Source organism: Roseburia sp. CLA-AA-H209, from assembly GCF_020687575.1.
Taxonomy (GTDB): Bacteria; Bacillota; Clostridia; order Lachnospirales; family Lachnospiraceae; genus Roseburia_C; species Roseburia_C amylophila.
The window spans coordinates 34,491-54,466 of the sequence record NZ_JAJEQU010000003.1 but is presented as its reverse complement, the minus strand read 5'-3'; the positions used below and the strand labels follow the sequence as shown (position 1 = coordinate 54,466).

The window sequence follows — 19,976 nt, the reverse complement described above, 5'->3', positions numbered from 1 at the left end:
TATAACTACTGTAGCATAAAAATAACGGTACCGCTATTGGCGTTTTGTCAAGCCTGTTGTCAAAACGTTAACTGCGATACCGCTGTCTGTTACCAGTTATCCATAAGGAACTGCCGGTGATAGTCTTTTTCGTTATATATCTAGAATTCCGGTTCAATCAGACCATAGGTGTTACCTTTTCTCTTATATACAACGTTTACATTGTCATCCTCTGCATTTACGAATACAAAGAAATCATGTCCTAATAATTCCATCTGAACACATGCATCTTCCGGATACATTGGTTTCATATCGAATTTCTTGGTACGGATGATTTTAATTTCATCATCTGCTTCCACTTCTTTTTCAATATATTCCTTACGGAAATTGCTGTTGCTCTGCTGTTTTGTAATAATCTTATTCTTATACTTTTTAAGCTGTCTCTCAATAATCTCTTCTACAAGATCAATTGATACATACATATCATTGCTTACCTGCTCTGAACGGATAATGTGTCCAGGTACAGGAATCGTAACCTCGATTTTCTGTCTCTCCTTTTCTACACTCAAAGTTACAAATACGTCTGTGTCCGGAGTAAAGTACTTCTCCAGTTTTCCAATTTTGTCCTCAACTGCTGCCTTAAGACCGTCTGTCAATTCGATGTTTCTTCCTGAAATAGTAATACGCATGATGTCCAACCCCTTTGCCATTTATTTGATACAGACTGATATCATGGTTTTATTATACTATTTTGTACGAATATTTACAAGTTTTTTGTGCAATATTTACTGTATTTTTAGAGAATTTTTCGAATATCTTTCTGAAAGCGGGAAATCTGCAGGATTTTTCAAAAGGGATTGCCTGTATTCTAAAATAAGTCTAAAATATAACTGTATTTTTTAACGCTTTCATCTGTGCTATCATTTTCTAATGCAGATAAAAACCAGAAAGGATTTGTTTCTTATGAATACTGTTTTAATTACCGGAGCTTCCCGGGGCATCGGTGCTGCTATCGCAGAAGTATTTGCCCGCCACGGTTATCAGCTCATTTTAAATTGCTGTCATTCCGAAACTGCTCTTAAGGCTTTGTCTGATGAACTTTCGGACAAATATCATGTCACGGTTCTTCCGGTTATCGGAGATGTCAGTGATCCGGATTTTATTGCCAATATGTTTGCCATGATTCACCAGCAGTCCCTTTCGGTTGATGTTCTGATCAACAATGCCGGAATCTCCCACATCGGTCTGCTGCAGGATATGACTTATGAACAATGGCAGCACGTTATAAACACCAATCTTTCTTCTGTTTTTTCCTGCTGCAAATATGCTCTGCCAGATATGCTGCACAAAAAATCAGGTCGGATTCTTAACATTTCTTCTGTCTGGGGAAATGTAGGTGCCTCCTGTGAGGTTGCTTATTCCGCCAGCAAGGGAGCTGTTAATTCCTTTACAAAGGCACTTGCCAAAGAGGTCGCACCCAGTGGAATCTCTGTCAATGCCATTGCCTGCGGCACCATTGATACTTCCATGAACGCCTGTTTTTCTGCCGAAGAGCGTGCTGACTTAGAATCCGAAATTCCCTGCGGCAGATATGGTACACCTGTGGAAACAGCTGAACTTGCTTATGCTATCGTATCACAAAGTCCATATCTCACCGGTCAGATTATTACCTTAGATGGTGGCTGGTGTTAATTTATATATATGAATAGTTTGTGCTCCGTTGATGCAATTTATCTTTCGTTTATTTTTGCCACTGGTTTTTTAACATGTTTTAAAATAGAGGTATTATTTACGAAAGATGAGGTTTGTATATGAATATCGGTTCTAAGTTACGATACCTGATTGAAGAAGCTAACATTACCCAGCGGCAGCTTGCAGATGCACTACATATCTCTCCCTCTGCTCTGAATGGATATATCAATCAGGGGAAAGAACCTGACTATGCAACTTTAGTAAGAATAGCCGACTATTTTCATACTTCCACCGACTATCTGCTCGGTCACAGTAACATCCGCAATGCCAGTCTGACGCATCTCAACAGCTGTGAAGGTGAACTGCTAAGTATCTATCATACTCTTTCCAGCTATAACCAGCGGCTTTTCTTAGAAGAATTGAAGGCTGTTGACCGGATGGTTTCCCGGACAACAGCCTCGCCATTAAAATAGTTAATCTTCATCAAAGTAGCCGATGTATTTTACATCATACTTTCCTTTCGGGAACATTTCATGGTACAAATCTACAAAATAGTCATCCGTCATGCTTGCGATATAATCCACCACAAGCTGGTTCGGTTCTGTCTCCATGTATTGTTCCTTCGAAAAGGTTCTGCTGAACCGGTTGTTTTCTGCCACATATGCAATATGGTGGCGGTAGAGCCAGGATTTTTCATTCTTATCCTTTGCATCTTTCAATAACTGATAGTACATCTCTTCAAACATCGGATTCAGATTTTCCCGGATGACTTTTTCGATTTTCTCATTGTGATAGATATACTCATAATTTTCAGTCTTTGCAAGCTTCAACTGTTGAAAATATGCTTCATCCATGGAAAGATATGGTTTTCCATAGCTGTTTTCAATGATGTTAACTACCATATTATTGATGATTTCCGCATTGCTGCTGCCTATAGTATCTCCGTTAAAACCTCTGTCATCCGGCAGAAGATGCAGGCGTACAGCATCCTGTCTGTCCTTGCCAAGATAGGCTATAATATCACAAATTCGCATTACACAGGCTTCCAGGGTTCCCGGCACAAGATGTTTAATTCCATCTTCCTTCTGATAACACATTTCTACTTCTGTATCCAGATCTGCAAAGGTTTTTGCCTTTTTCGGCTGATACTCCTGCTGTTCCATTTCACCATTATGACATAGGACACCATCCAGAGTCTGCAGACTGATATTTCTCTGTCCCAGTACATCCAGCACACGCACACTGTGCACATTATGGTTAAAATATCGTCCGGTCTCTCCCCGCAAAAGTGCACTTAAAATTCTCTCACCGGCATGTCCGAATGGTGCATGTCCGATGTCATGTCCCAGGGAAATTGCTTCTATTAAATCCTGATTGAGATTTAATACATTTCCAATATTCCTTGCAATCCTTGAAACGAGCTGCACATGCTGCGCCCGTCTTGAAATATCATCATTTCTGTAAAGGGAAAATACCTGCGTCTTGTCTCCATAACGGTTATAATAAGGCAGATGCATGATTTTCTCAATGTCCCGGACAAAGGGAGGTCTCCAGAGATTCGCCCTGTCATGATTCATCTCCCGGCGCAAAACCTGTTCTTCGGAAAAAGCATATGGATTTGCCCTATGCTCTTTTCTGTCTTCTATGATTCTCTGCTGTAATTTTTCTGAAAGATTATGATATGCTCCCATTTTCTGCTCCCTGCTCATATAATAAATATCTTTACTGCTGAAGCTGATGCGTCAGTTCAATTAAATTTTCAGTCTCTGCCATCAGATGTTCTACGCTCTTCTGGTTCTTCTCGCAGGTTGTCAGTGTATTATTTGTATGTGCCGCTACTTCTTCTGAAATAGCGGAAATTGTCTGGATACTATCCATGATACCTGCATTGGCACTTTCTAATTCTTTCACAATACCAGACAATGCATCCGACTGGCTCTGTACACGGCCCGAATTATCCTCTATCGTACGGAAGCTTCCGGCAGTTTCATTGACTGTTACATTCTGATGTTCAACCTGTGAAATCATGCTTTCGATGATGGTCACTACTTTTTCCAGTTCTTCCGATACATTTCTTATCAGTTCTTCAATACTGACCGTTGCTTCCTGTGTCTGAGTTGCCAGACCGGAAATCTCAGATGCTACTACAGCAAAACCTCTTCCTGCTTCACCGGCACGGGCTGCTTCAATTGACGCATTTAATGAAAGCAGGCTGGTTTCTGAAGTAATATTATTGATAATCTCAATGATGGAATACATTTTATCCATATACTCTTTTAAAGAAGTAAGTTCTGCTGCCACCTGACTGTTCGTCTTCTCAGTCACACTCACCTGTGATACCAGCTGTTCAATATTTTTCTTACCAGCGTTCAACGCCTCTGCTGTAACTGCCATGCTCTCAGCAATGCTGCCAGATGCCCTGGTTACCTGCATTACTTTTTCCTGGATTGCTTCTGTCTGACTTAACTGATTCTGCACCGCTTCCGCTGTATCTGTTGTTCCGCCGGTCAACTCTTCCATGGCATTTCTGGTATCACTGACACCACTGCCAAGTAATTCTACTTCATCAGACATTCCATTAATTTTCTTTGTCATGGCATCAGATACTTCTAAAATTTTCTGAAGCATGGTATCAGACTGTCCCTTCGCCTGATTCATTTCACCCAGCCGTGATAAAAACGATTTCTGTAAAACAGCAGAACTGCAATAAGAAAATGCTGTTGTCAAAATCAGTATAATAATCTCTGTTCCATAGAAAGCAGGTCCCTCACCTTGGCCTTTCATGGTATGTACTACAATAGAAATAAGATTTACGATAATTGCTCCAATTCCAAGTTCCAATGCATATTTCGAATCTGAAAATACAGAAATCAAAATAAACATCGGTATTACATATACAAAAACCAACTGATCGCCGGCACCTATCAGTGCCACCGTATAATATACTGCAAATCCAATCCCCAAAAGATGCTTGATTGCTTTTGTCTCCTGATCTTTCCTATAGCAAATCCATTCTGCCACCACCGGTCCAAGTGCCAGCACAATAAGCACCGCCACATAAACTACATTCTTGGAAGTTTTGAAAATTTCCAAAAAATTAACCAGTGCCAATAAGATTCCCATAATTGTATGCCCTGTCATTGCAGTCTTATTTACTCTTCCTTGTTCTGTCAATTCTTTCATCCTCCCATATATAACATATATAAACTGTAATTTTTGAACTTTACCAGCAATTTTATTATACCTTTCTCTACATAAATTGAAAAGACTTTTATTTATACGCCTTACCATATGCCTTTCCATTGGACTCTTTTATTATTACGTTCATAAAAAACTTGCTCTTCATCTTTAAACTGGCATGGTCATTTTTATCAAAATTGGATGTTTTTATAATGCCATTTCTGTTTTATGATAAACCGCAAACAAAGAGAAAGAAAAGAGGACTTTATGATGAAAAACGAAAGAATCTACAAACTTGTACTGACTGCTCTTATGGCAGCACTTTCCTATGTGGTATTCACATTCTTACAGATTAAAATTGCACTTCCTGGCGGAGATGCCACATCTCTCCACCTTGGGAACGCGGTATGTGTATTAGGTGCATTATTATTAGGCGGTGTTTATGGTGGAATTGGCGGTGCCATCGGTATGACAATCGGCGACCTTTTAGACCCGATTTACATTGTATACGCACCAAAGACTTTTATCTTAAAATTCTGCATCGGTCTGATTACCGGTCTGGTTGCACACAAAATCGGTAAAATTTCCACTTCCAAAGATAGCAGGCACGTTTTCAAATGGGTTGTTATCGCAAGTATCTGCGGACTGTTATTCAACGTTGTTTTTGACCCACTGTTCGGCTACTTCTACAAACTGGTTATCTTAGGAAAACCGGCAGCAGAAGTTACACTTTCTATTAACATTGCAGCAACCAGCATTAATGCAGTATTATCCGTTATCGTAGCAACTGCTGTATACATGGCACTGCGTCCGGTACTGGCAAAATCTAATATGCTGCCACGTCTTGGAAAGGAAAGCGCATGCGCATGAAATTAAATACTTTACCACCAAAACTTCTGATTATCAATGATATATCCGGTGTGGGACGCTGCTCCATGAGCGTGTCTCTCCCGGTGGTAAGTGCATGTAAGGTACAGGGAATCCCTGTGCCTACTTCTGTTTTCAGCAATCATACCGGTTTCCCTACCCACTTGAAAATTGATTTAACCGGACAGCTTAAGGATTATTTTGCTGCACTGAATACTCTTTCCATGAACTGGGACGGTATCTACTGCGGCTACCTTGGTGCCAAAGAACAGCTCCATGCCATTTCCCATTACTATGATTCTCTCACCGAAAAACCTCTTTTTATTATAGACCCGGTAATGGGTGACCACGGCAGAGCCTATCAGCATATTACACCGGAATTCTGCAATCACATGAAAGACTTTGTATCCCGGGGTGATATTATCACACCAAATCTGACGGAAGCCTGCCTTTTAACAGATACGCCTTATCCGAAGCATGACTGCACCGATTCGGAGCTTTCTGCCATTTCCAAAAAGCTTCATGCACTGGGTGTGAAAAAATGTATTATTACCGGCTGTCCAAAAGGCGACACTTTCCTTAACTATATTTCCGATAGCAGCGGAAATGTGGATACTGTTTCCACGAAAAAAGCCGGTCCGGGGTATCCCGGAACCGGCGACATCTTCGTCAGTATTGTATCTGCACTTACCTTACGGGGCTTCTCCTTACAAGAATGTACCACACAGGCAGCTCATTTTATTGCTTCCTGTATTTCCTATTCGCAGTCGCTTTCGGATGATACTTTGCAGGGTGTTATTTTTGAACCGCTTCTTTCTGACTTAGTGACACTTTCATCTCAAGAAAGAGAGTCTAAGTAACTGCCTATCAGATTTGCCATCTGGACATATTCTGCGGATGTTCCACCTGCTGTATAGTTGGCACAACTGTCCACATACTGGTCAGCTGCAGCATTTGCTCCGATGTATATGCTTTTATCAGCAACTTTTCCTGCAACGGAATTTTCTCCCTGGAACAGGTCTTTTAATTCCTTCTTATCTGCATTTTTCAGAGTTACCTCATCTATTACAAGTTTTCCATTACTGTCTACGGTAATGCCGACCTTCTGTAACGCTTCACTCTGACCGGAAATAATGCTTTTTAATTCCTTGCTGTAATTTGCAGATTTGTCTGTATCAAGGTCTGACAGGCTTTCTAAGAGACTGTTATAATCTCCGGTAAAACGCTCTATCAGTGAAATCAAATCGGAATAATCTCCGCTTTCTTCTGCCTTGGCAAAAATGGAATCCTCTCCTGTTTCACTTAATACTGCTGCACTTGCTTTGAGTGAGGATGCAGACTTCTTGACACTGTCATATTCTTCACTCTTTTTCCCGGTTATTTTGCTGCTCTTCTCTGTCTCACTGCTCTTTTTTAACAAGTCCACCACTTTTGTATCATTGTCTGTGTCCGTATTCAGCGAACTCATCAAAAGGCTGTTATTTCCTGTTACACGAATCATATTTCTCCTCCTAATTTTAAGACAAAATTGCCTCCATCCATCTTATACCTGATATATCGTTCTTTTTTCCGAAAAACTTAACCTTTAAGCTAATCTTTTCTTGCCGCTTTTAACATGGCAATCTCTCTGGCATATCCTTCTAAATCATTCGGTGTTTCAAGGTAAAATGGCAGTTTTTTCAATGCCGGATGGTTGATTATCCGCACAATGGCATCCATGGTCAGATTGCCTGCACCCAGACATTCATGACGGTCTTTATGGCTGCCCAGTACATTTTTCGAATCATTCAAATGAATGGCACACAGCTTATCCAGTCCGATAATGCGGTCAAATTCTTCTAATACTTCCTCTAAATGTCCGCTGATATCATAGCCGCCATCAAAAACATGGCAGGTATCCAGACAGACTCCCATTTTCTCCGGATATTTTACCCTGCTTAAAATCTCCTGCAGTTCTTCAAAGTTTCTTCCTACTTCTGTTCCTTTTCCAGCCATGGTCTCAAGCAGCACTGTTGTTTTCTGCTCCTGCCACATGATTTCATTTAAGACTCCTGCAATCTTTTCAATTCCAACTTCCGCTCCCTGCTGCACATGGCTGCCAGGATGAAAATTATATTTGCAGTCCGGTATCTCCTCTAAACGCCGCAAATCATCCGCCATGGTTTCTCTGGCAAACTCCTGTACCCGCTCATCTTTGCCGCAGGCATTTATTGTATAGGGTGCATGGGCAAGAATCTGCCCGATGCCATGCTCCGCAGCATACTGCTGATATGCAGCTATATCTTTCACATCTAAATCCTTTGCTTTGCCGCCTCTTGGATTTCTGGTAAAAAACTGAAATGTATTGGCTCCGATTTCCTCTGCCTGCTTTGCCATAGCAAGGAAGCCTTTTGATGATGATAAATGGCAACCGATTCGAAACATATTTTTCTCCTTTTTCCTTTTCCTACGTTCACTTAATGTTACGTCATAATAACTATTCTATCTTTTTCATCCGTGTCAGCCCGTCCATTGAAGCCAGATGCGATACAACGTCTGCAAGTGCCACTAACAGACTTTTGTTATGCATCTTCCTTTAATGGACAGGCTGGCACGGGTTCCAAAAATTATAATCCTTATAATGACTCTAAAAATTCTAATTATCTTGTGGTTCGGTGATTGGGAAATGGGGAAATGGATTTCTAAATATTGGAATAGAAAGAGAATTTTGTTTTTCTCTTTGAAATGCCAGTAGTTCTTAGACACAGGTTTTTCTTGATGGGGAAACTGTCTTTCCGTTGCTTTGACCAAAAGCACTGCATCGTCCGTCGGAGACGGATGCCAGATGATGCTTGGAAGGGGCACTAAGAATTTCGGCATGATTATATATATTGTCCGGCAACCGGTGCATATTCGCATCCATGCTCAAATGCACCTCGCTGGCACGTCCCTGTGCCAGCGTTACCTATTACCAGACGAAATTCCAAGTGCCCCTAGCAAGCATCATAAGGTATCCGCGTTCCGGCGAACAATACAGTGTTTTTTGTCAAACATTGGAAAGACTGTTCTTATCGTCAAAAGAAAAACTTGTGTCTTAGAACTACGGCATTTTAAAGTAAATCAAATTCTCTTTCTATTCCAATGATTTATCGATGTCTTTTCCCCTCTCCCAATCACCGGACACTTGTTATTTCATTATAACCGTTATAAAATGAAAAAGTAACCCCAAACCAGCAATCCGCCCCGACAACTCAACAGGGTACAAACAGAAAAGGAACTTTATGAAAATTGGAATTTTATCAGATACACATGGTGTATTAAAGGATACATTTTTAGACGAGCTGCAAAGCTGTGATTATCTTCTGCACGCAGGAGATATTGGAAGTCTCAAATGTTATGAGACTTTAAAAGATCTGCATGTTCCGCTTTATATCATCAAGGGGAACTGTGACAAAGGCGAATGGACGAAATATCTGCCGGAGACTCTGGCAGCACCCATTGGTGGGAAGATTTTCTATCTCATCCATAAGAAAAGCGATTTGCCTTATCCACAACCGGAAGCAGATTTTATTATTACCGGGCATACCCACCATTATGAAGTAAGTAAAAGAGGAACCACTACTTTCATCAATCCGGGCAGTGCCGGTCGAAGCCGCAGTGGTTCCTCCTGTACTATCGCTATTCTGACTTTGGATGGGGACGATGTTTCTATTTCACCCATTTATACCGAATAGCAATTTATATCGTGTGATAATTTTTATTGCATATCAATTGATATTACATCATGATTCTATGTCATTTGACTCTTTCGGTTATTTTCCAGCACCAGTTGAAAATATCTCTGAAACAGCAGCCTGGTATTCTATCAGGCTGTTTGCTTTCTTTATCTTCTTCAACGGTTTTTCAATTCCGGTAAACTGTGTGCCAAGATAAAACCACAATTCTTTCATTTTAAAGAGGACATTTTTCTCCCCGGACATTTCTTCCTGATAGCCGGTAACCAGCTTATTGTGAAATGCATAAAGCCGCTTTAATTCAGCAGCCCTATCTATTATGCCGCCGGAGCGGATTTTCTCTATGAGTGCCGGGTCTCTTATAACACCACGCCCTAACATAATGGCATCTATCGTTGGAAAACGTTCTGTAAACCGCTCATAATCTTCCACTGTAAAAATATCTCCATTGTAAACCAGCGGATTCCTGCTGTACTCCAGTGCATACTCTACCATCGTCCAATCCGGCTTATTTTTATAATAATCTTCTCTGACACGGGGATGTAAAATCAGCTCCTTTATCGGGAAACGATTGTATATTTTTAAAATGCCTTCAAATTCATCCGGATATTCCATGCCAAGTCTTGTCTTAATGGAAATCTCTGCATCCGTCTTTTCAAACATTTCATCCAGGAAATGAAGCAAGGCTCTTTCATCATCTAAAAGTCCGGCACCTCTTCCCTTCGATACTACCGTTCCGGAAGGGCATCCGGCGTTGATATTAATTTCCTGATAGCCAAACGCTTTCAGCTCTTCTGCAATTGCTGCCACATCTTCTCCGCTCTTTGACAGCACCTGTGGCACGGTATACATGCCGGCATTATGCTCCGGGATTAAATCATTTCTTTCTCTGGCATTGAAGCTCCGCTTCGTATGCGGTGCTAAAAATGGTGTAAAATATTTGTCGGCATCTTCATAGCATGCATGGTAAGCCTGCCGGTATACATATCCTGTAATTCCCTCTAAGGGAGCTAAATATAGTTTCATGGGTACATCCTGTTTTTTATTTCATTTCTCAATTCTGTTTTCAAATTCTGCTTTTTATCTTACTCTTCAATTTCAAGCATGCTTGTACAATGTGGACAGCGTGTTGCTTCCAGTGGAATTTTACTCTTGCAGAATGGACAGGTCTTCTCTGTCGGTGCAGCAGGCTCTTCTTTTCCATGGAACAGGCGGTTCATCACTTTTACAATCAGAAATACCACAAATGCCATGATGATAAAGTTCAGCACTCCGGATAAGAACATTCCAAAGTTCACGGTTGCAGTTCCGGACGCCTGTGCCTGTGCTAATGTATCATAATGCTTTCCATCCAGTGCAATAAACCAGTTACTGAAATCCAGTCTTTCAACTACAAGACTAAGAATCGGCATAATTACATTGTCTACCAGCGAGCTTACCAGTTAATTAAAAGCACCACCGATAATCACACCGACTGCAAGGTCTAACATATTTCCTCTTACTGCAAACTTCTTAAACTCTTTCCACATCTTCATTCTCCTTTGTTCCTGGCACACTATTTAGCAGTTCTTCCTTCTGCCTTCTGACATTCCATAATTTACAAAATGTGCCAATACAGCTACATCATCATCCCCAAAAGCTGCCTTTATATCACCATTGTTACTAATATAATAATTATAATCAAAAACCGCACTATAGTCTACTCCATTATATACAGTTACAGCTCCTTGTAATGTCTTACATCCGGTTCCTGCTCTACCCTCTTTCTTACCACTTGCAATATAATGCATATAGTAAGATTTCAAGTCATTTCATCTTTCTGCGTTACATTTGGCATATGGAATGTTCCCAGCATCTGGCAGTCACTCTTAATATCCACAGTACCTGTTCCATTACTGTTTAATGTTGTGGTTCCCTCCGGAAGTATCAACTGCGCACTATTTTCTCCACCATCAATCGTAATGGATTTTACCTTCGGCCAGCTTGTTCTTGCTACTACATGCTGTCCTTTTAAATTCACAGAATATTTTGCAGTTGAATCTGTCATTGCATTAAATGCTTCATCCATTGTGGCATAAGACTGTACTTTGGTTCCATTCTTATAAAGTATTGCACTTGCATCAGCTACAGATACCGATTTTACATTTCCAAATATCAGAAATGTAAAACATACTGCCAGAAACATGCACAACCGTAATGTTGTTTTTTCTAATTGTGTCTTTCATCTTCATTCTCCTCTCGTTTTTCTTTAATAATATTCTGCTGTTTTATCCTTCACAGCATCCCTGTTTTCCAGTGCCTTCTCTACCGTCCGGTAATAAACAATATTTTTACGGCCGGTATTATTTATGTCTGTTCCCAAATAAGTATCTTCTGCTACGAGACTCGCTCTTGAGGCATCAAAGGAATAGGATTCCAATGCGGTGTCTCCACTTCCCATAATATCTCCCAACAGAAGCTGCCGCTCCGGGATATAAGATAAATAATATCCAAACTCCATATAACCAGATATCATTGCTCCATTGCTGCTATTTTCATTAATGGCATTGTCCACCGGCTGGACGGTCTCTGTCGTTCTGTCATAGTAATAAATCTTCACTTCATACAGATATTCATTGGTACAGCTTGCTCCATCTGTAGAATATGTTATGCTATTGCTTTCTGCCGTAAATACATCCGGCTGTTCAATAAGAAGTGGAATATCATAGTTTGCAACATCTATCACTGCATAGCCATTATCAACAGAATTCTGACTCTCTGCAAATGCAAGATAAGCATCCTGCCAGATTTTGTCCTCATCAACTTCTGTCTCAGTTTCCGTTTCAGTTTCCGTTTCAGTCTCGGTTTCTACCTCTACAACTGGTTCTTCTTTTCTTTCTTCTATGGTATCTGCAGCCTCCGGTTTCTCCGGCTGTCTGCTGGCAAGACTTACCACTGCTGTTGTTACACCGGCTGTAACCACAATTCCTGCAATCACTCCGGCAATAATTTTTCCTGCTGCAACGGATGAAGTCTTAGCTGCTGCCGATGCTGCAGTGCCCATTCCTGCACCACTTCCGACACCGGTTCCACTTCCCGCTCCTGCACCGCTTCCAACACTTGCGCCATTTCCAACTCCAGTGCCGTGAAAGGTAGCTATGCCTGCTGTCTGCAGAATATTCCGCAATGGAATCTGAAATACACCAGCTGAATAGGTATCCCGAAGCAGGAAGTATAAGAAGAATGGGAATGGTGTAATACCATAAAGTTTGGTTCCTTTTCTTTCTAATTCCAATACCTTTTCTTCGATATTCTTACGTCCGTATTTTAACCGGCTCTTTACGGTATTTTCCGAAACACCGGTTACTTCTGCAATGTTCTTTACCGACATCTGCTCAATATAGAACATCATCACGCACATTCTCTGCTCGTCTGATAAACCGGCTATCATTTCCTGCACCAGACGGCTGGTTTCTTCTCTGTCCATTGCCAGCTCCGGTCTGTTTTCCACCCGTTCATCCACAAGAAGTTCTTCCATGCTGACTTCTTCGGAATCCTCTGTCTGCATCTGTGAAAACAGCACTGCCTTCTTTTTCCGCAATTCATCTAATGCCTTACTTGCTACAATTCTCGAAAACCATCCCGGAAATTTATCCGGTTCCTGAAGCTGGTCCAGATTCTGAAATGCCTTGATATATGCATCCTGCAATACATCTGCAGCCTCTTCCTCCTGTTTCATATATTTTAAAGCTACATAATAGCTCTTCTGGTATGTCTGCTGATACAGGAAATTATATCCTTCTTCCCGACCTTCCAATGCAAGACCTACCGCATCTTTCCATGTCATATAAATTACTCCTCTTTCGTTCATTTTCGTCTTAATCCTTTCATTATATTGTAGAACAGCCTTCTTACCTTTTGCAATGTGAACTTCTGATTTTTGATATCCTCCTTTGCCATCGTTATAAAAGTTTCCATCTCATGCATTGCTCTTCCTCCTTTCACTTATCAGACGGAATAAAAATACATGAGGTTTTAAAAATTCCAAAAAAATTTTATTTTTTTCAAATTTGTTGACCAAATGGCTGAACATTGGATTTTGTCATTGAAATAAGACTATAAGAGTGCTAAACTTTTGAATTGCGTGTTTAGTGGGGGAAGGTGAAGTTTTCGCTGTATTCTGGAATATCTGCGCAGATATCCTGACAAAACAGAAATTTCATCTTCCACCATAAACAAAGAAACAAATGAGGAGATTTTATTATGAACGAACTACGTCCAAAGCTCTTTGATGTCATAAAGGGCTACACGAAAGAGCAGCTGATGAAGGATATCATTTCCGGTATCATTGTTGCCATCATCGCTCTGCCACTATCGATTGCCCTTGCGATTGCATCCGGTGTTGGTCCGGAACAGGGGCTTTATACTGCAATTATCGCAGGATTTTTTATTTCATTCTTTGGTGGAAGCCGTGTACAAATTGGCGGTCCGACTGCCGCTTTCGTTGTTATCATCTATGGCATCGTTGCAGAGTATGGAACCGACGGTCTGATTGTTGCTACCATTCTTGCCGGTATTATCTTAGTGATTATGGGAATCTGCCGTTTTGGCTCCCTGATTAAATACATTCCCTATACCATTACCACCGGATTTACCTGTGGAATCGCAGTTACTTTATTTGTAGGACAGTTAAAGGATTTCTTCGGTATGGATATTGCCTCTGTTCCTTCTGAATTCTTAGATAAAGTAATTGTATATGCCAAAAATATCCGATCCATCAACCTGACTGCAACCCTGATTGGCATTGCGGCTGTTGCAATTATGCTGCTCTGGCCGAAGGTTACCGATAAGATTCCTGGGTCTCTGATTGCGATTATCGTAACAACAGCAGTGGTTTATTTTGCCAAGCTTCCGGTCAATACCATCGGAAGTGTTTACGGGGAATTAAATTCTGCATTTCCAGGTTTTCATGTTCCATCCCTTTCCATGAAGCTGGTACAGGAAATGTTGTCCCCGGCATTTACCATTGCAATCTTAGCTGGAATTGAGTCCTTACTGTCTGCTGTTGTTTCCGATGGTATGATTGGCGATACCCATAAATCCAATGCTGAGTTAGTGGGACAGGGGCTTGGAAATATTTTCTCCGGTCTCTTTGGCGGAATTCCTGCCACCGGAGCCATTGCCAGAACTGCTGCCAATGTCCGAAACGGTGGACGTACTCCGATTGCCGGAATCACCCACTGCATCACTTTAACCATTATTCTTCTGGTGTTGATGCCGCTGGCTGCACTGATTCCTATGACAACACTGGCTGCCGTACTTTTAGTAGTTGCCGCCAACATGGCAGACTGGTCCTCTTTCTTCCGCCTTTGTAAGATGGCACCTAAGAGTGACATCATCGTTCTGGTTGCAACCTTTTTCTTAACGGTATTTTTCGACCTTGTGGTTGCCATCGAAATCGGTGTTGTATTAGCAGCTCTGCTCTTTATGAAACGTATGGCAGAAACAGCTGATATCAAAGCATGGAAATACACAGATTCTCCTGACATTACACCGGGTGAAGCGGAAAAACTGCGTGACATCCCGCATTCCATCAGTGTTTTTGAAATCTGCGGTCCGATGTTTTTCGCCGCAGCAGACCAGATTCTTAATATTAACAGTAACCATCATACGAAGGTTGTTGTCATCCGTATGCGTAGCGTTCCTGCCATTGATGCCAGCGCAATGCGTTCTCTCCATGAGCTTGCCAACCGTGCAAAACGCAAAAATATCACGCTGGTATTCTCCCATGTCAATGAGCAGCCAATGTGCGTGATGGAAAAAGATGGTTTTATTGGATTAGTTGGAAAAGAAAATTTCCATCACAATATTGTGGATGCACTGGATTATGCAGAAGCACTGGTAAAATAAAAATTAAAAAGAATGTGCCTTGGCACATTCTCGCGCCTGCGGCGGTCGCTTGCGACATCTACCTTATACGCCGCAGTGCGCATCCTCGCGGAGCGTTTTATACTTTACAGGAAAGCATTTCCTGTAAAGTATAAAAGTGTGCACTCTACCAACTGCATTTAACAGATTTTCACAGTTTCTGTTAAAATTCGTGGTAAAATGCACACTTTATTTTTAATAATGCAATCGCATATGCTTCCTGCAATTACACTCTTTTTCCATTTTTATAACAATCCCTGAATCAAAATAAACAGAATCAGTATCGGAAGGATAAACTGGAAATATGGCTTTAATCTTCTTGCAATCTTAATGCCTTTTCCGGTATTTACCTCCTCTAAGTAGTTATCAAATCCCCAGCCCCACTTCGTCACACAGAACAGCAGGTAAACAAGAGAACCGATTGGCAGCAGCAGGTTACTTACAATAAAATCCTCGCTGTCCAGCACATCCCTTCCGCCAATCAGGTGGAGATTGCTCCACACATTGTATCCTAAAACACATGGCAGACTGGCAATAAGAATAATGATTCCATTTACCAGTGCAGCTTTGTTGCGGTTCCAGCCAAACATATCCATGCAGAAGGACATGATATTTTCAAATACGGCAATTACCGTAGAAAAGCTTGCAAATGTCATGAACAGGAAGAACAGTGCGCCCCAGATTCTGCCGCCACCCATATTTACAAAGACATTTGGCAGTGTCACAAAGATAAGGCTTGGTCCTACGCCTACTTCCACGCCATAGCTGAAGCATGCCGGAAAAATAATCAATCCTGCCATAATCGCCACAAAGGTATCCAGTGCACAGATACGTACTCCTTCTCCTGCCAGCGTATGGTCTTTTCCCATATAGCTTCCGAAAATCTCCATTGCTGCCACGCCAAGGCTCAAAGTAAAGAATGCCTGATTCATGGCAGAGGTTATTACATTTTTCAAACCGACTTCCCGGACACTATCCATATTTGGCACCAGATAGAACTTTAATCCCTCGCCGGCTCCGGAAAGTGTCAGGCTATGTACTGCAAGGACAATAATCAGTATCAGCAGTGCACTCATCATAACTTTACTGATTTTTTCCAATCCGTTCTGCAAGCCGCGGCTGCATACAAAGAATCCAACCACAACAGTCAGTATCATCCAGAATGCCATCTGTTTGGGATCTGCTAAAAGATTGCTGAACACAGCTCCGGTCTGCTCGGCATCCATTCTTGGGGTAAATTCACCTTTTACAAACTTATAGAAATAAGTTACCATCCAGCCGGAAACCGTTGTATAATACATCATCAGCATATAACAACCGAAAATTGCCACCCAGCCATGAATATGCCATTTACTATTTGGCTTCTCCAATGCCTTATATCCTAAAACTGCACTTTTTCTGCTGGCTCTTCCGACTGCTAATTCCATTGTCAGTACCGGAAGCCCCATTGCAATCAGGAATATCAGATAAAACAGTACAAAAATTCCTCCGCCATTCTGTCCTGCCACATACGGAAATCTCCACACATTTCCAATTCCGATTGCGCATCCTGCGCTTACTAGTATAAATCCCATACGGGACTTAAATGATTCACGACCCATAACTATAAATTTCTCCTTTTGTAGTTTTCTCCCTAGTATAACATGGAATCACCGGTTTTGATAACTACTTCTTTTTTACTATTTCTCTTCTTCAAAAAAAATAATTCCCGCTGCTGGATTTTGATTACTGTCTCTTTCGGTCTTTTTCTCTTTCCCATACTCCGACAGTGGCTTCAATGCCTGTCCCCCCATAAGATACAGCATTCCGATATTAAATATCGTCATCAGTCCGATTCCCACATCGCCTAAATCCCATACGAAAGTATAGGTTGCAATTCCGCCGATAAAAAGCATAATCAGTGCAACGATTTTATAAAGGGTCTGCCAGATCCATTTATCTCCAAATAAATATGCCACATTGCTTCTGGCATAAAACAATATTCCAAGAAATGTGGAAAAGCTGAACAGAAATAAGGTCAGTGCAATAAAGATAACTCCGAATCTGCCCAGATGATACTGCATGGCAGACTGCAGCAAATCCATACCAGCTTTTCCTGCAATTATCTTTTCCGGTGCAATAAGCATAATCATAGCGGTACAACTGCAAATGATAATCGTATCGATAAATACGCCCAATGCCTGTGTCAGTCCCGCACGTACCGGATTATCGCATTCCGCTGCTGCCGCTGCACAAGGTGCAGAACCGGAACCTGCTTCATTAGAAAACAGTCCTCTCTTAACTCCATTCATAAGCACTGCTCCAAATCCACCGGATACTACCTGCCGGATACCAAATGCCTCTTCAAAAATCCTGCCAAATACGCCCGGAATACTGTGGAAATTTACGATAATAATAAATAATGTAATAAAGAAATAACACACTGCCATAATCGGTACTATCATATCCAGTACTTTTACAGTTGCATTTTTCCGCAATACAATCACTGCCGCAACTGCCACCAGCACAATTGTTGTATACAAGGGTGGAATATGAAATGCATTTTCAAAAGAAGATGCCACTGAATTACTGATTACCTGGCTGATTCCACACCAGCAAATCAGACCGGATATGGCAAATAACACTGCCACCAGCACATGTTTTTTCTTCTTTCCTGACTTTTCTTCAAAAAAATGATGGATATAATATGCCGGACCACCGCGGTAACCGCCATACAGCGGATCTTTTTCCTTATGCAGCTGTGCCAGTGTTGCTTCAATAAACGCTGTAGCAGAACCAATCAGCGCTGTAATCCACATCCAGAATACCGCTCCGGCTCCACCTGCCGACACTGCTGCAACTACACCTACCAGATTTCCCATTCCCACACGGGTTGCCGTGGACACAATCAGCGTCTGAAAAGTTGACAGACTGTCTTTATGTTCCTTCTTTGCTACCAGTGCCCGCACCATATCCGGGAACAGTCTTATCTGTAAAAACTTTGTCCGAATCGTAAAATAAATTCCTGTTGGAATTAACAAAATAATCAGCAGTGAAATGCCAAGACTGCCTCCCCCCGGAAGCGGAATTTTAATCCAGTCTCCCCATAAAAATGAATACACTTTTTCAATAATTGAAACTACCATTATAAAATACCTTTCTCTCTCCGTAATAACCCTATTGTGGTATTTTAACATTTAATTTCACATTTGGCTATCATAATATGACAACTCTTTTTCTATCCAGGTCATAATCACATCCACCAAGTATTCCTTCTGCACCTGGCTCAGTTCTTTTCCCGGCTGTATCTTGTGCCACTTTCGAATGCATTCCCGGCAGCAGCCATATCGGTAATACATATATAATCATCCATATCAGCTTCTGCTATGGTAATCGGTATATTTTGTACTTTGATAATTCTATTCTTCGGCATTTTTAACTTCCTTCTCCTGCATCAATTTCTCATATTTTAACTGATAATCGATTAATCTTGGAATATATTCCGGTGGAGTCCGTCTTGCAGCCTCCCAATCCTCAAGAGTACGAACAGGAATGCGTGTTTTTACAACCAGACTGGTCTTGCCGCTTCCATTTTTTCCACTGATAAATAAACCTTTACTCTTGCCTGCAGCTTCGAAAGCTCCACATAATCTCTCCACAGTTCAAGATTTGCCTTGAATTCTTCCGATAAATCCAAGTTTCCAGTCCGTATCAATAGTGAAAGAAACATTTTCGAGTAACATATAGCCTCCTATCTGTCGCCAAATAGTGGTTATGTCCTGTCAGCAGCAATTTCTTATCATATGCTTATTAATTGCAACAAAAAAGAGTGGTCATGAGAACATAATCCACTTTTGGCAACATGAATTAGCGGTATGTTTACTGCAATTAAAATCTTCATGCTCTCAAAAGTCGATTATATTCTCATTAGACACTCTCCCTTCAAGATCAAATTCAGGGTTGGTACACGGCAGGGTGGGGTGGTTGTCAATGATGGAAAACGGAGTTTTTTCCTATAAGTCAATTATATATATCGATTATTCTATTTTACCGGATAAGCCAACTGTAATCCTTGCGGCAGTCAAGAATTGTATCCACATACACTGTGTCATCTTCAATTTGATAAAGAACCAGATACCACTTTGCCACAAACATCTTATGATATTTATTTGGTGGTATGTAAGTTACTTCAAAGAAAGGAAATCTCTGTGGCATACTTTCTAAGGAACGCATCGCTGTCATCAGTTCTTTCTTTTTTGCAATTGCAGCTTCCTTATTAACCTGTGCCACAAAACGTATGTGCGTCCCTAACATTCTCTTTGCCCGTTCAGAAACAATTACTCTATATTTTTTATCTGCCATACACTATACCTCTTTCATCACATCATCAAGGTATATATCCAATTCATCAAGAGTACAGCCTTCTCTTCCTGCCATTCTGTCTTCCTCAACAGCAAGCAACTCTTCCCGTAATTTCAGCATTTTTTCCCGGCGATTGTAAGTTTCAATATCCATAACAACCAAATCTCCCTCGCCATTCTTTGTCAGGAATACCGGTTCTGCCGTTTCACGACACATATCAGCAATCTCATTATAATTTTGACGAATTGCTGCAGACGGACGAATATTCATATTGCCACCTCCCTGGAATTGTTGCGA

General features: G+C 41.2%; 21 protein-coding genes and 2 pseudogenes. 6 read left to right on the top strand and 17 right to left on the bottom strand.

Annotated features, from left to right (window positions below; genetic code table 11):
* Positions 1–140: 140 nt before the first annotated feature.
* A complete protein-coding gene (hpf, locus tag LKD41_RS03975; RefSeq protein ID WP_117698857.1) occupies positions 141–668 on the bottom strand; it encodes a ribosome hibernation-promoting factor, HPF/YfiA family in 528 nt (175 codons plus the stop codon).
* 274 nt (positions 669–942) lie between these two features.
* Here hpf and ymfI point away from each other — a divergent pair, with 274 nt between their 5' ends.
* Both ymfI and LKD41_RS03965 read left to right on the top strand, forming a co-directional pair.
* Entirely contained in the window at positions 943–1,671 is a 729-nt protein-coding gene (ymfI, locus tag LKD41_RS03970) for an elongation factor P 5-aminopentanone reductase (RefSeq protein WP_117946201.1), read from the top strand.
* 119 nt (positions 1,672–1,790) lie between these two features.
* Complete coding sequence (locus LKD41_RS03965) at positions 1,791–2,144, top strand: helix-turn-helix domain-containing protein (RefSeq protein WP_227700463.1); 354 nt, start codon at positions 1,791–1,793, stop codon at positions 2,142–2,144.
* Here LKD41_RS03965 and LKD41_RS03960 read toward each other — a convergent pair whose 3' ends face one another.
* Both LKD41_RS03960 and LKD41_RS03955 read right to left on the bottom strand, forming a co-directional pair.
* Positions 2,145–3,362 carry a deoxyguanosinetriphosphate triphosphohydrolase family protein gene (locus LKD41_RS03960; protein WP_227700462.1) on the bottom strand — a complete coding sequence of 406 codons (1,218 nt, stop codon included), beginning with the start codon at positions 3,360–3,362 and terminating at the stop codon, positions 2,145–2,147.
* Positions 3,363–3,393: 31 nt separating this feature from the next.
* Positions 3,394–4,845, bottom strand: coding sequence for a methyl-accepting chemotaxis protein (locus LKD41_RS03955; protein WP_227700461.1), 1,452 nt, complete (start codon positions 4,843–4,845; stop codon positions 3,394–3,396).
* Between the two features lie 276 nt (positions 4,846–5,121).
* On the opposite strand from LKD41_RS03955, the gene LKD41_RS03950 reads away from it, so the two are divergent.
* The gene (locus LKD41_RS03950; protein ID WP_227700567.1) at positions 5,122–5,721 is read left to right on the top strand and encodes an ECF transporter S component; all 600 of its coding nucleotides are present in this window, start codon (positions 5,122–5,124) and stop codon (positions 5,719–5,721) included.
* Entirely contained in the window at positions 5,718–6,578 is an 861-nt protein-coding gene (locus LKD41_RS03945) for a pyridoxamine kinase (RefSeq protein ID WP_227700460.1), read from the top strand. The genes LKD41_RS03950 and LKD41_RS03945 overlap by 4 nt, the downstream gene beginning before the upstream one ends.
* Here the strand turns inward: LKD41_RS03945 and LKD41_RS03940 are convergent.
* Entirely contained in the window at positions 6,557–7,219 is a 663-nt protein-coding gene (locus LKD41_RS03940; protein ID WP_022244210.1) for a hypothetical protein, read from the bottom strand. The genes LKD41_RS03945 and LKD41_RS03940 overlap by 22 nt on opposite strands.
* Positions 7,220–7,308: 89 nt before the next feature.
* The gene (locus LKD41_RS03935) at positions 7,309–8,142 is read right to left on the bottom strand and encodes a deoxyribonuclease IV (RefSeq protein ID WP_117946193.1); all 834 of its coding nucleotides are present in this window, start codon (positions 8,140–8,142) and stop codon (positions 7,309–7,311) included.
* 836 nt (positions 8,143–8,978) lie between these two features.
* Between LKD41_RS03935 and LKD41_RS03930 the strand changes: the two genes are divergently transcribed.
* The gene (locus tag LKD41_RS03930) at positions 8,979–9,431 is read left to right on the top strand and encodes a metallophosphoesterase family protein (protein WP_118088131.1); all 453 of its coding nucleotides are present in this window, start codon (positions 8,979–8,981) and stop codon (positions 9,429–9,431) included.
* A 78-nt stretch (positions 9,432–9,509) separates the two neighbouring features.
* Here LKD41_RS03930 and LKD41_RS03925 read toward each other — a convergent pair whose 3' ends face one another.
* The 5 genes and pseudogenes from LKD41_RS03925 to LKD41_RS03905 all read right to left on the bottom strand — a co-directional run bounded on the left by LKD41_RS03925 (position 9,510) and on the right by LKD41_RS03905 (position 13,257).
* A complete protein-coding gene (locus LKD41_RS03925) occupies positions 9,510–10,457 on the bottom strand; it encodes a tRNA dihydrouridine synthase (RefSeq protein ID WP_227700459.1) in 948 nt (315 codons plus the stop codon).
* Between the two features lie 59 nt (positions 10,458–10,516).
* Positions 10,517–10,960: pseudogene (gene mscL, locus LKD41_RS03920) on the bottom strand (large conductance mechanosensitive channel protein MscL).
* Positions 10,961–10,990: 30 nt separating this feature from the next.
* Positions 10,991–11,236, bottom strand: a complete 246-nt coding sequence (locus tag LKD41_RS03915) for a hypothetical protein (RefSeq protein WP_227700458.1) — start codon at positions 11,234–11,236, stop codon at positions 10,991–10,993.
* On the bottom strand, positions 11,233–11,616 hold the full coding sequence (locus LKD41_RS03910) for a hypothetical protein (RefSeq protein WP_227700457.1): 384 nt from the start codon (positions 11,614–11,616) through the stop codon (positions 11,233–11,235). Before LKD41_RS03910 ends, LKD41_RS03915 begins: the two co-directional genes overlap by 4 nt.
* Positions 11,617–11,679: 63 nt before the next feature.
* Positions 11,680–13,257 carry an RNA polymerase sigma factor gene (locus LKD41_RS03905; RefSeq protein WP_227700456.1) on the bottom strand — a complete coding sequence of 526 codons (1,578 nt, stop codon included), beginning with the start codon at positions 13,255–13,257 and terminating at the stop codon, positions 11,680–11,682.
* Positions 13,258–13,673: 416 nt separating this feature from the next.
* On the opposite strand from LKD41_RS03905, the gene LKD41_RS03900 reads away from it, so the two are divergent.
* Positions 13,674–15,320 (top strand): SulP family inorganic anion transporter, encoded by a 1,647-nt coding sequence (locus LKD41_RS03900; protein ID WP_227700455.1) that lies wholly within the window; start codon positions 13,674–13,676, stop codon positions 15,318–15,320.
* A gap of 263 nt (positions 15,321–15,583) precedes the next feature.
* Here LKD41_RS03900 and LKD41_RS03895 read toward each other — a convergent pair whose 3' ends face one another.
* From LKD41_RS03895 to LKD41_RS03865, 7 genes and pseudogenes are all read right to left on the bottom strand, one after another.
* The gene (locus LKD41_RS03895) at positions 15,584–16,939 is read right to left on the bottom strand and encodes a sodium-dependent transporter (protein WP_227700454.1); all 1,356 of its coding nucleotides are present in this window, start codon (positions 16,937–16,939) and stop codon (positions 15,584–15,586) included.
* Between the two features lie 78 nt (positions 16,940–17,017).
* Positions 17,018–18,463: an alanine/glycine:cation symporter family protein gene (locus LKD41_RS03890; RefSeq protein WP_227700453.1), complete on the bottom strand. Its 1,446-nt coding sequence runs from the start codon at positions 18,461–18,463 to the stop codon at positions 17,018–17,020.
* Between the two features lie 57 nt (positions 18,464–18,520).
* Positions 18,521–18,658, bottom strand: a pseudogene (locus LKD41_RS15920) (DUF4186 family protein); the annotation flags it as partial.
* Positions 18,604–18,750 carry a hypothetical protein gene (locus LKD41_RS03880; protein WP_227700569.1) on the bottom strand — a complete coding sequence of 49 codons (147 nt, stop codon included), beginning with the start codon at positions 18,748–18,750 and terminating at the stop codon, positions 18,604–18,606. The pseudogene LKD41_RS15920 and the gene LKD41_RS03880, both read right to left, overlap by 55 nt.
* A complete protein-coding gene (locus tag LKD41_RS03875; protein WP_227700452.1) occupies positions 18,737–18,976 on the bottom strand; it encodes a transcriptional regulator in 240 nt (79 codons plus the stop codon). Before LKD41_RS03875 ends, LKD41_RS03880 begins: the two co-directional genes overlap by 14 nt.
* A gap of 388 nt (positions 18,977–19,364) precedes the next feature.
* Positions 19,365–19,679 carry a type II toxin-antitoxin system RelE/ParE family toxin gene (locus tag LKD41_RS03870; protein WP_227700451.1) on the bottom strand — a complete coding sequence of 105 codons (315 nt, stop codon included), beginning with the start codon at positions 19,677–19,679 and terminating at the stop codon, positions 19,365–19,367.
* Between the two features lie 3 nt (positions 19,680–19,682).
* Positions 19,683–19,949: a type II toxin-antitoxin system Phd/YefM family antitoxin gene (locus LKD41_RS03865; RefSeq protein ID WP_227700450.1), complete on the bottom strand. Its 267-nt coding sequence runs from the start codon at positions 19,947–19,949 to the stop codon at positions 19,683–19,685.
* Positions 19,950–19,976 lie beyond the last annotated feature (27 nt).

Coding starts and splice junctions, on each gene's coding strand:
- LKD41_RS03945 (WP_227700460.1), top strand. CDS start 5,718: ATGAAATTAAATACTTTACCACCAAAACTTCTGATTATCAATGATATA.
- ymfI (WP_117946201.1), top strand. CDS start 943: ATGAATACTGTTTTAATTACCGGAGCTTCCCGGGGCATCGGTGCTGCT.
- LKD41_RS03900 (WP_227700455.1), top strand. CDS start 13,674: ATGAACGAACTACGTCCAAAGCTCTTTGATGTCATAAAGGGCTACACG.
- LKD41_RS03950 (WP_227700567.1), top strand. CDS start 5,122: ATGAAAAACGAAAGAATCTACAAACTTGTACTGACTGCTCTTATGGCA.
- LKD41_RS03940 (WP_022244210.1), bottom strand. CDS start 7,219: ATGATTCGTGTAACAGGAAATAACAGCCTTTTGATGAGTTCGCTGAAT.
- LKD41_RS03935 (WP_117946193.1), bottom strand. CDS start 8,142: ATGTTTCGAATCGGTTGCCATTTATCATCATCAAAAGGCTTCCTTGCT.
- LKD41_RS03895 (WP_227700454.1), bottom strand. CDS start 16,939: ATGGGTCGTGAATCATTTAAGTCCCGTATGGGATTTATACTAGTAAGC.
- LKD41_RS03965 (WP_227700463.1), top strand. CDS start 1,791: ATGAATATCGGTTCTAAGTTACGATACCTGATTGAAGAAGCTAACATT.
- LKD41_RS03960 (WP_227700462.1), bottom strand. CDS start 3,362: ATGGGAGCATATCATAATCTTTCAGAAAAATTACAGCAGAGAATCATA.
- LKD41_RS03890 (WP_227700453.1), bottom strand. CDS start 18,463: ATGGTAGTTTCAATTATTGAAAAAGTGTATTCATTTTTATGGGGAGAC.
- LKD41_RS03880 (WP_227700569.1), bottom strand. CDS start 18,750: ATGCCGAAGAATAGAATTATCAAAGTACAAAATATACCGATTACCATA.
- LKD41_RS03910 (WP_227700457.1), bottom strand. CDS start 11,616: ATGTTTCTGGCAGTATGTTTTACATTTCTGATATTTGGAAATGTAAAA.
- LKD41_RS03925 (WP_227700459.1), bottom strand. CDS start 10,457: ATGAAACTATATTTAGCTCCCTTAGAGGGAATTACAGGATATGTATAC.
- LKD41_RS03905 (WP_227700456.1), bottom strand. CDS start 13,257: ATGACATGGAAAGATGCGGTAGGTCTTGCATTGGAAGGTCGGGAAGAA.
- LKD41_RS03870 (WP_227700451.1), bottom strand. CDS start 19,679: ATGGCAGATAAAAAATATAGAGTAATTGTTTCTGAACGGGCAAAGAGA.
- LKD41_RS03930 (WP_118088131.1), top strand. CDS start 8,979: ATGAAAATTGGAATTTTATCAGATACACATGGTGTATTAAAGGATACA.
- hpf (WP_117698857.1), bottom strand. CDS start 668: ATGCGTATTACTATTTCAGGAAGAAACATCGAATTGACAGACGGTCTT.
- LKD41_RS03865 (WP_227700450.1), bottom strand. CDS start 19,949: ATGAATATTCGTCCGTCTGCAGCAATTCGTCAAAATTATAATGAGATT.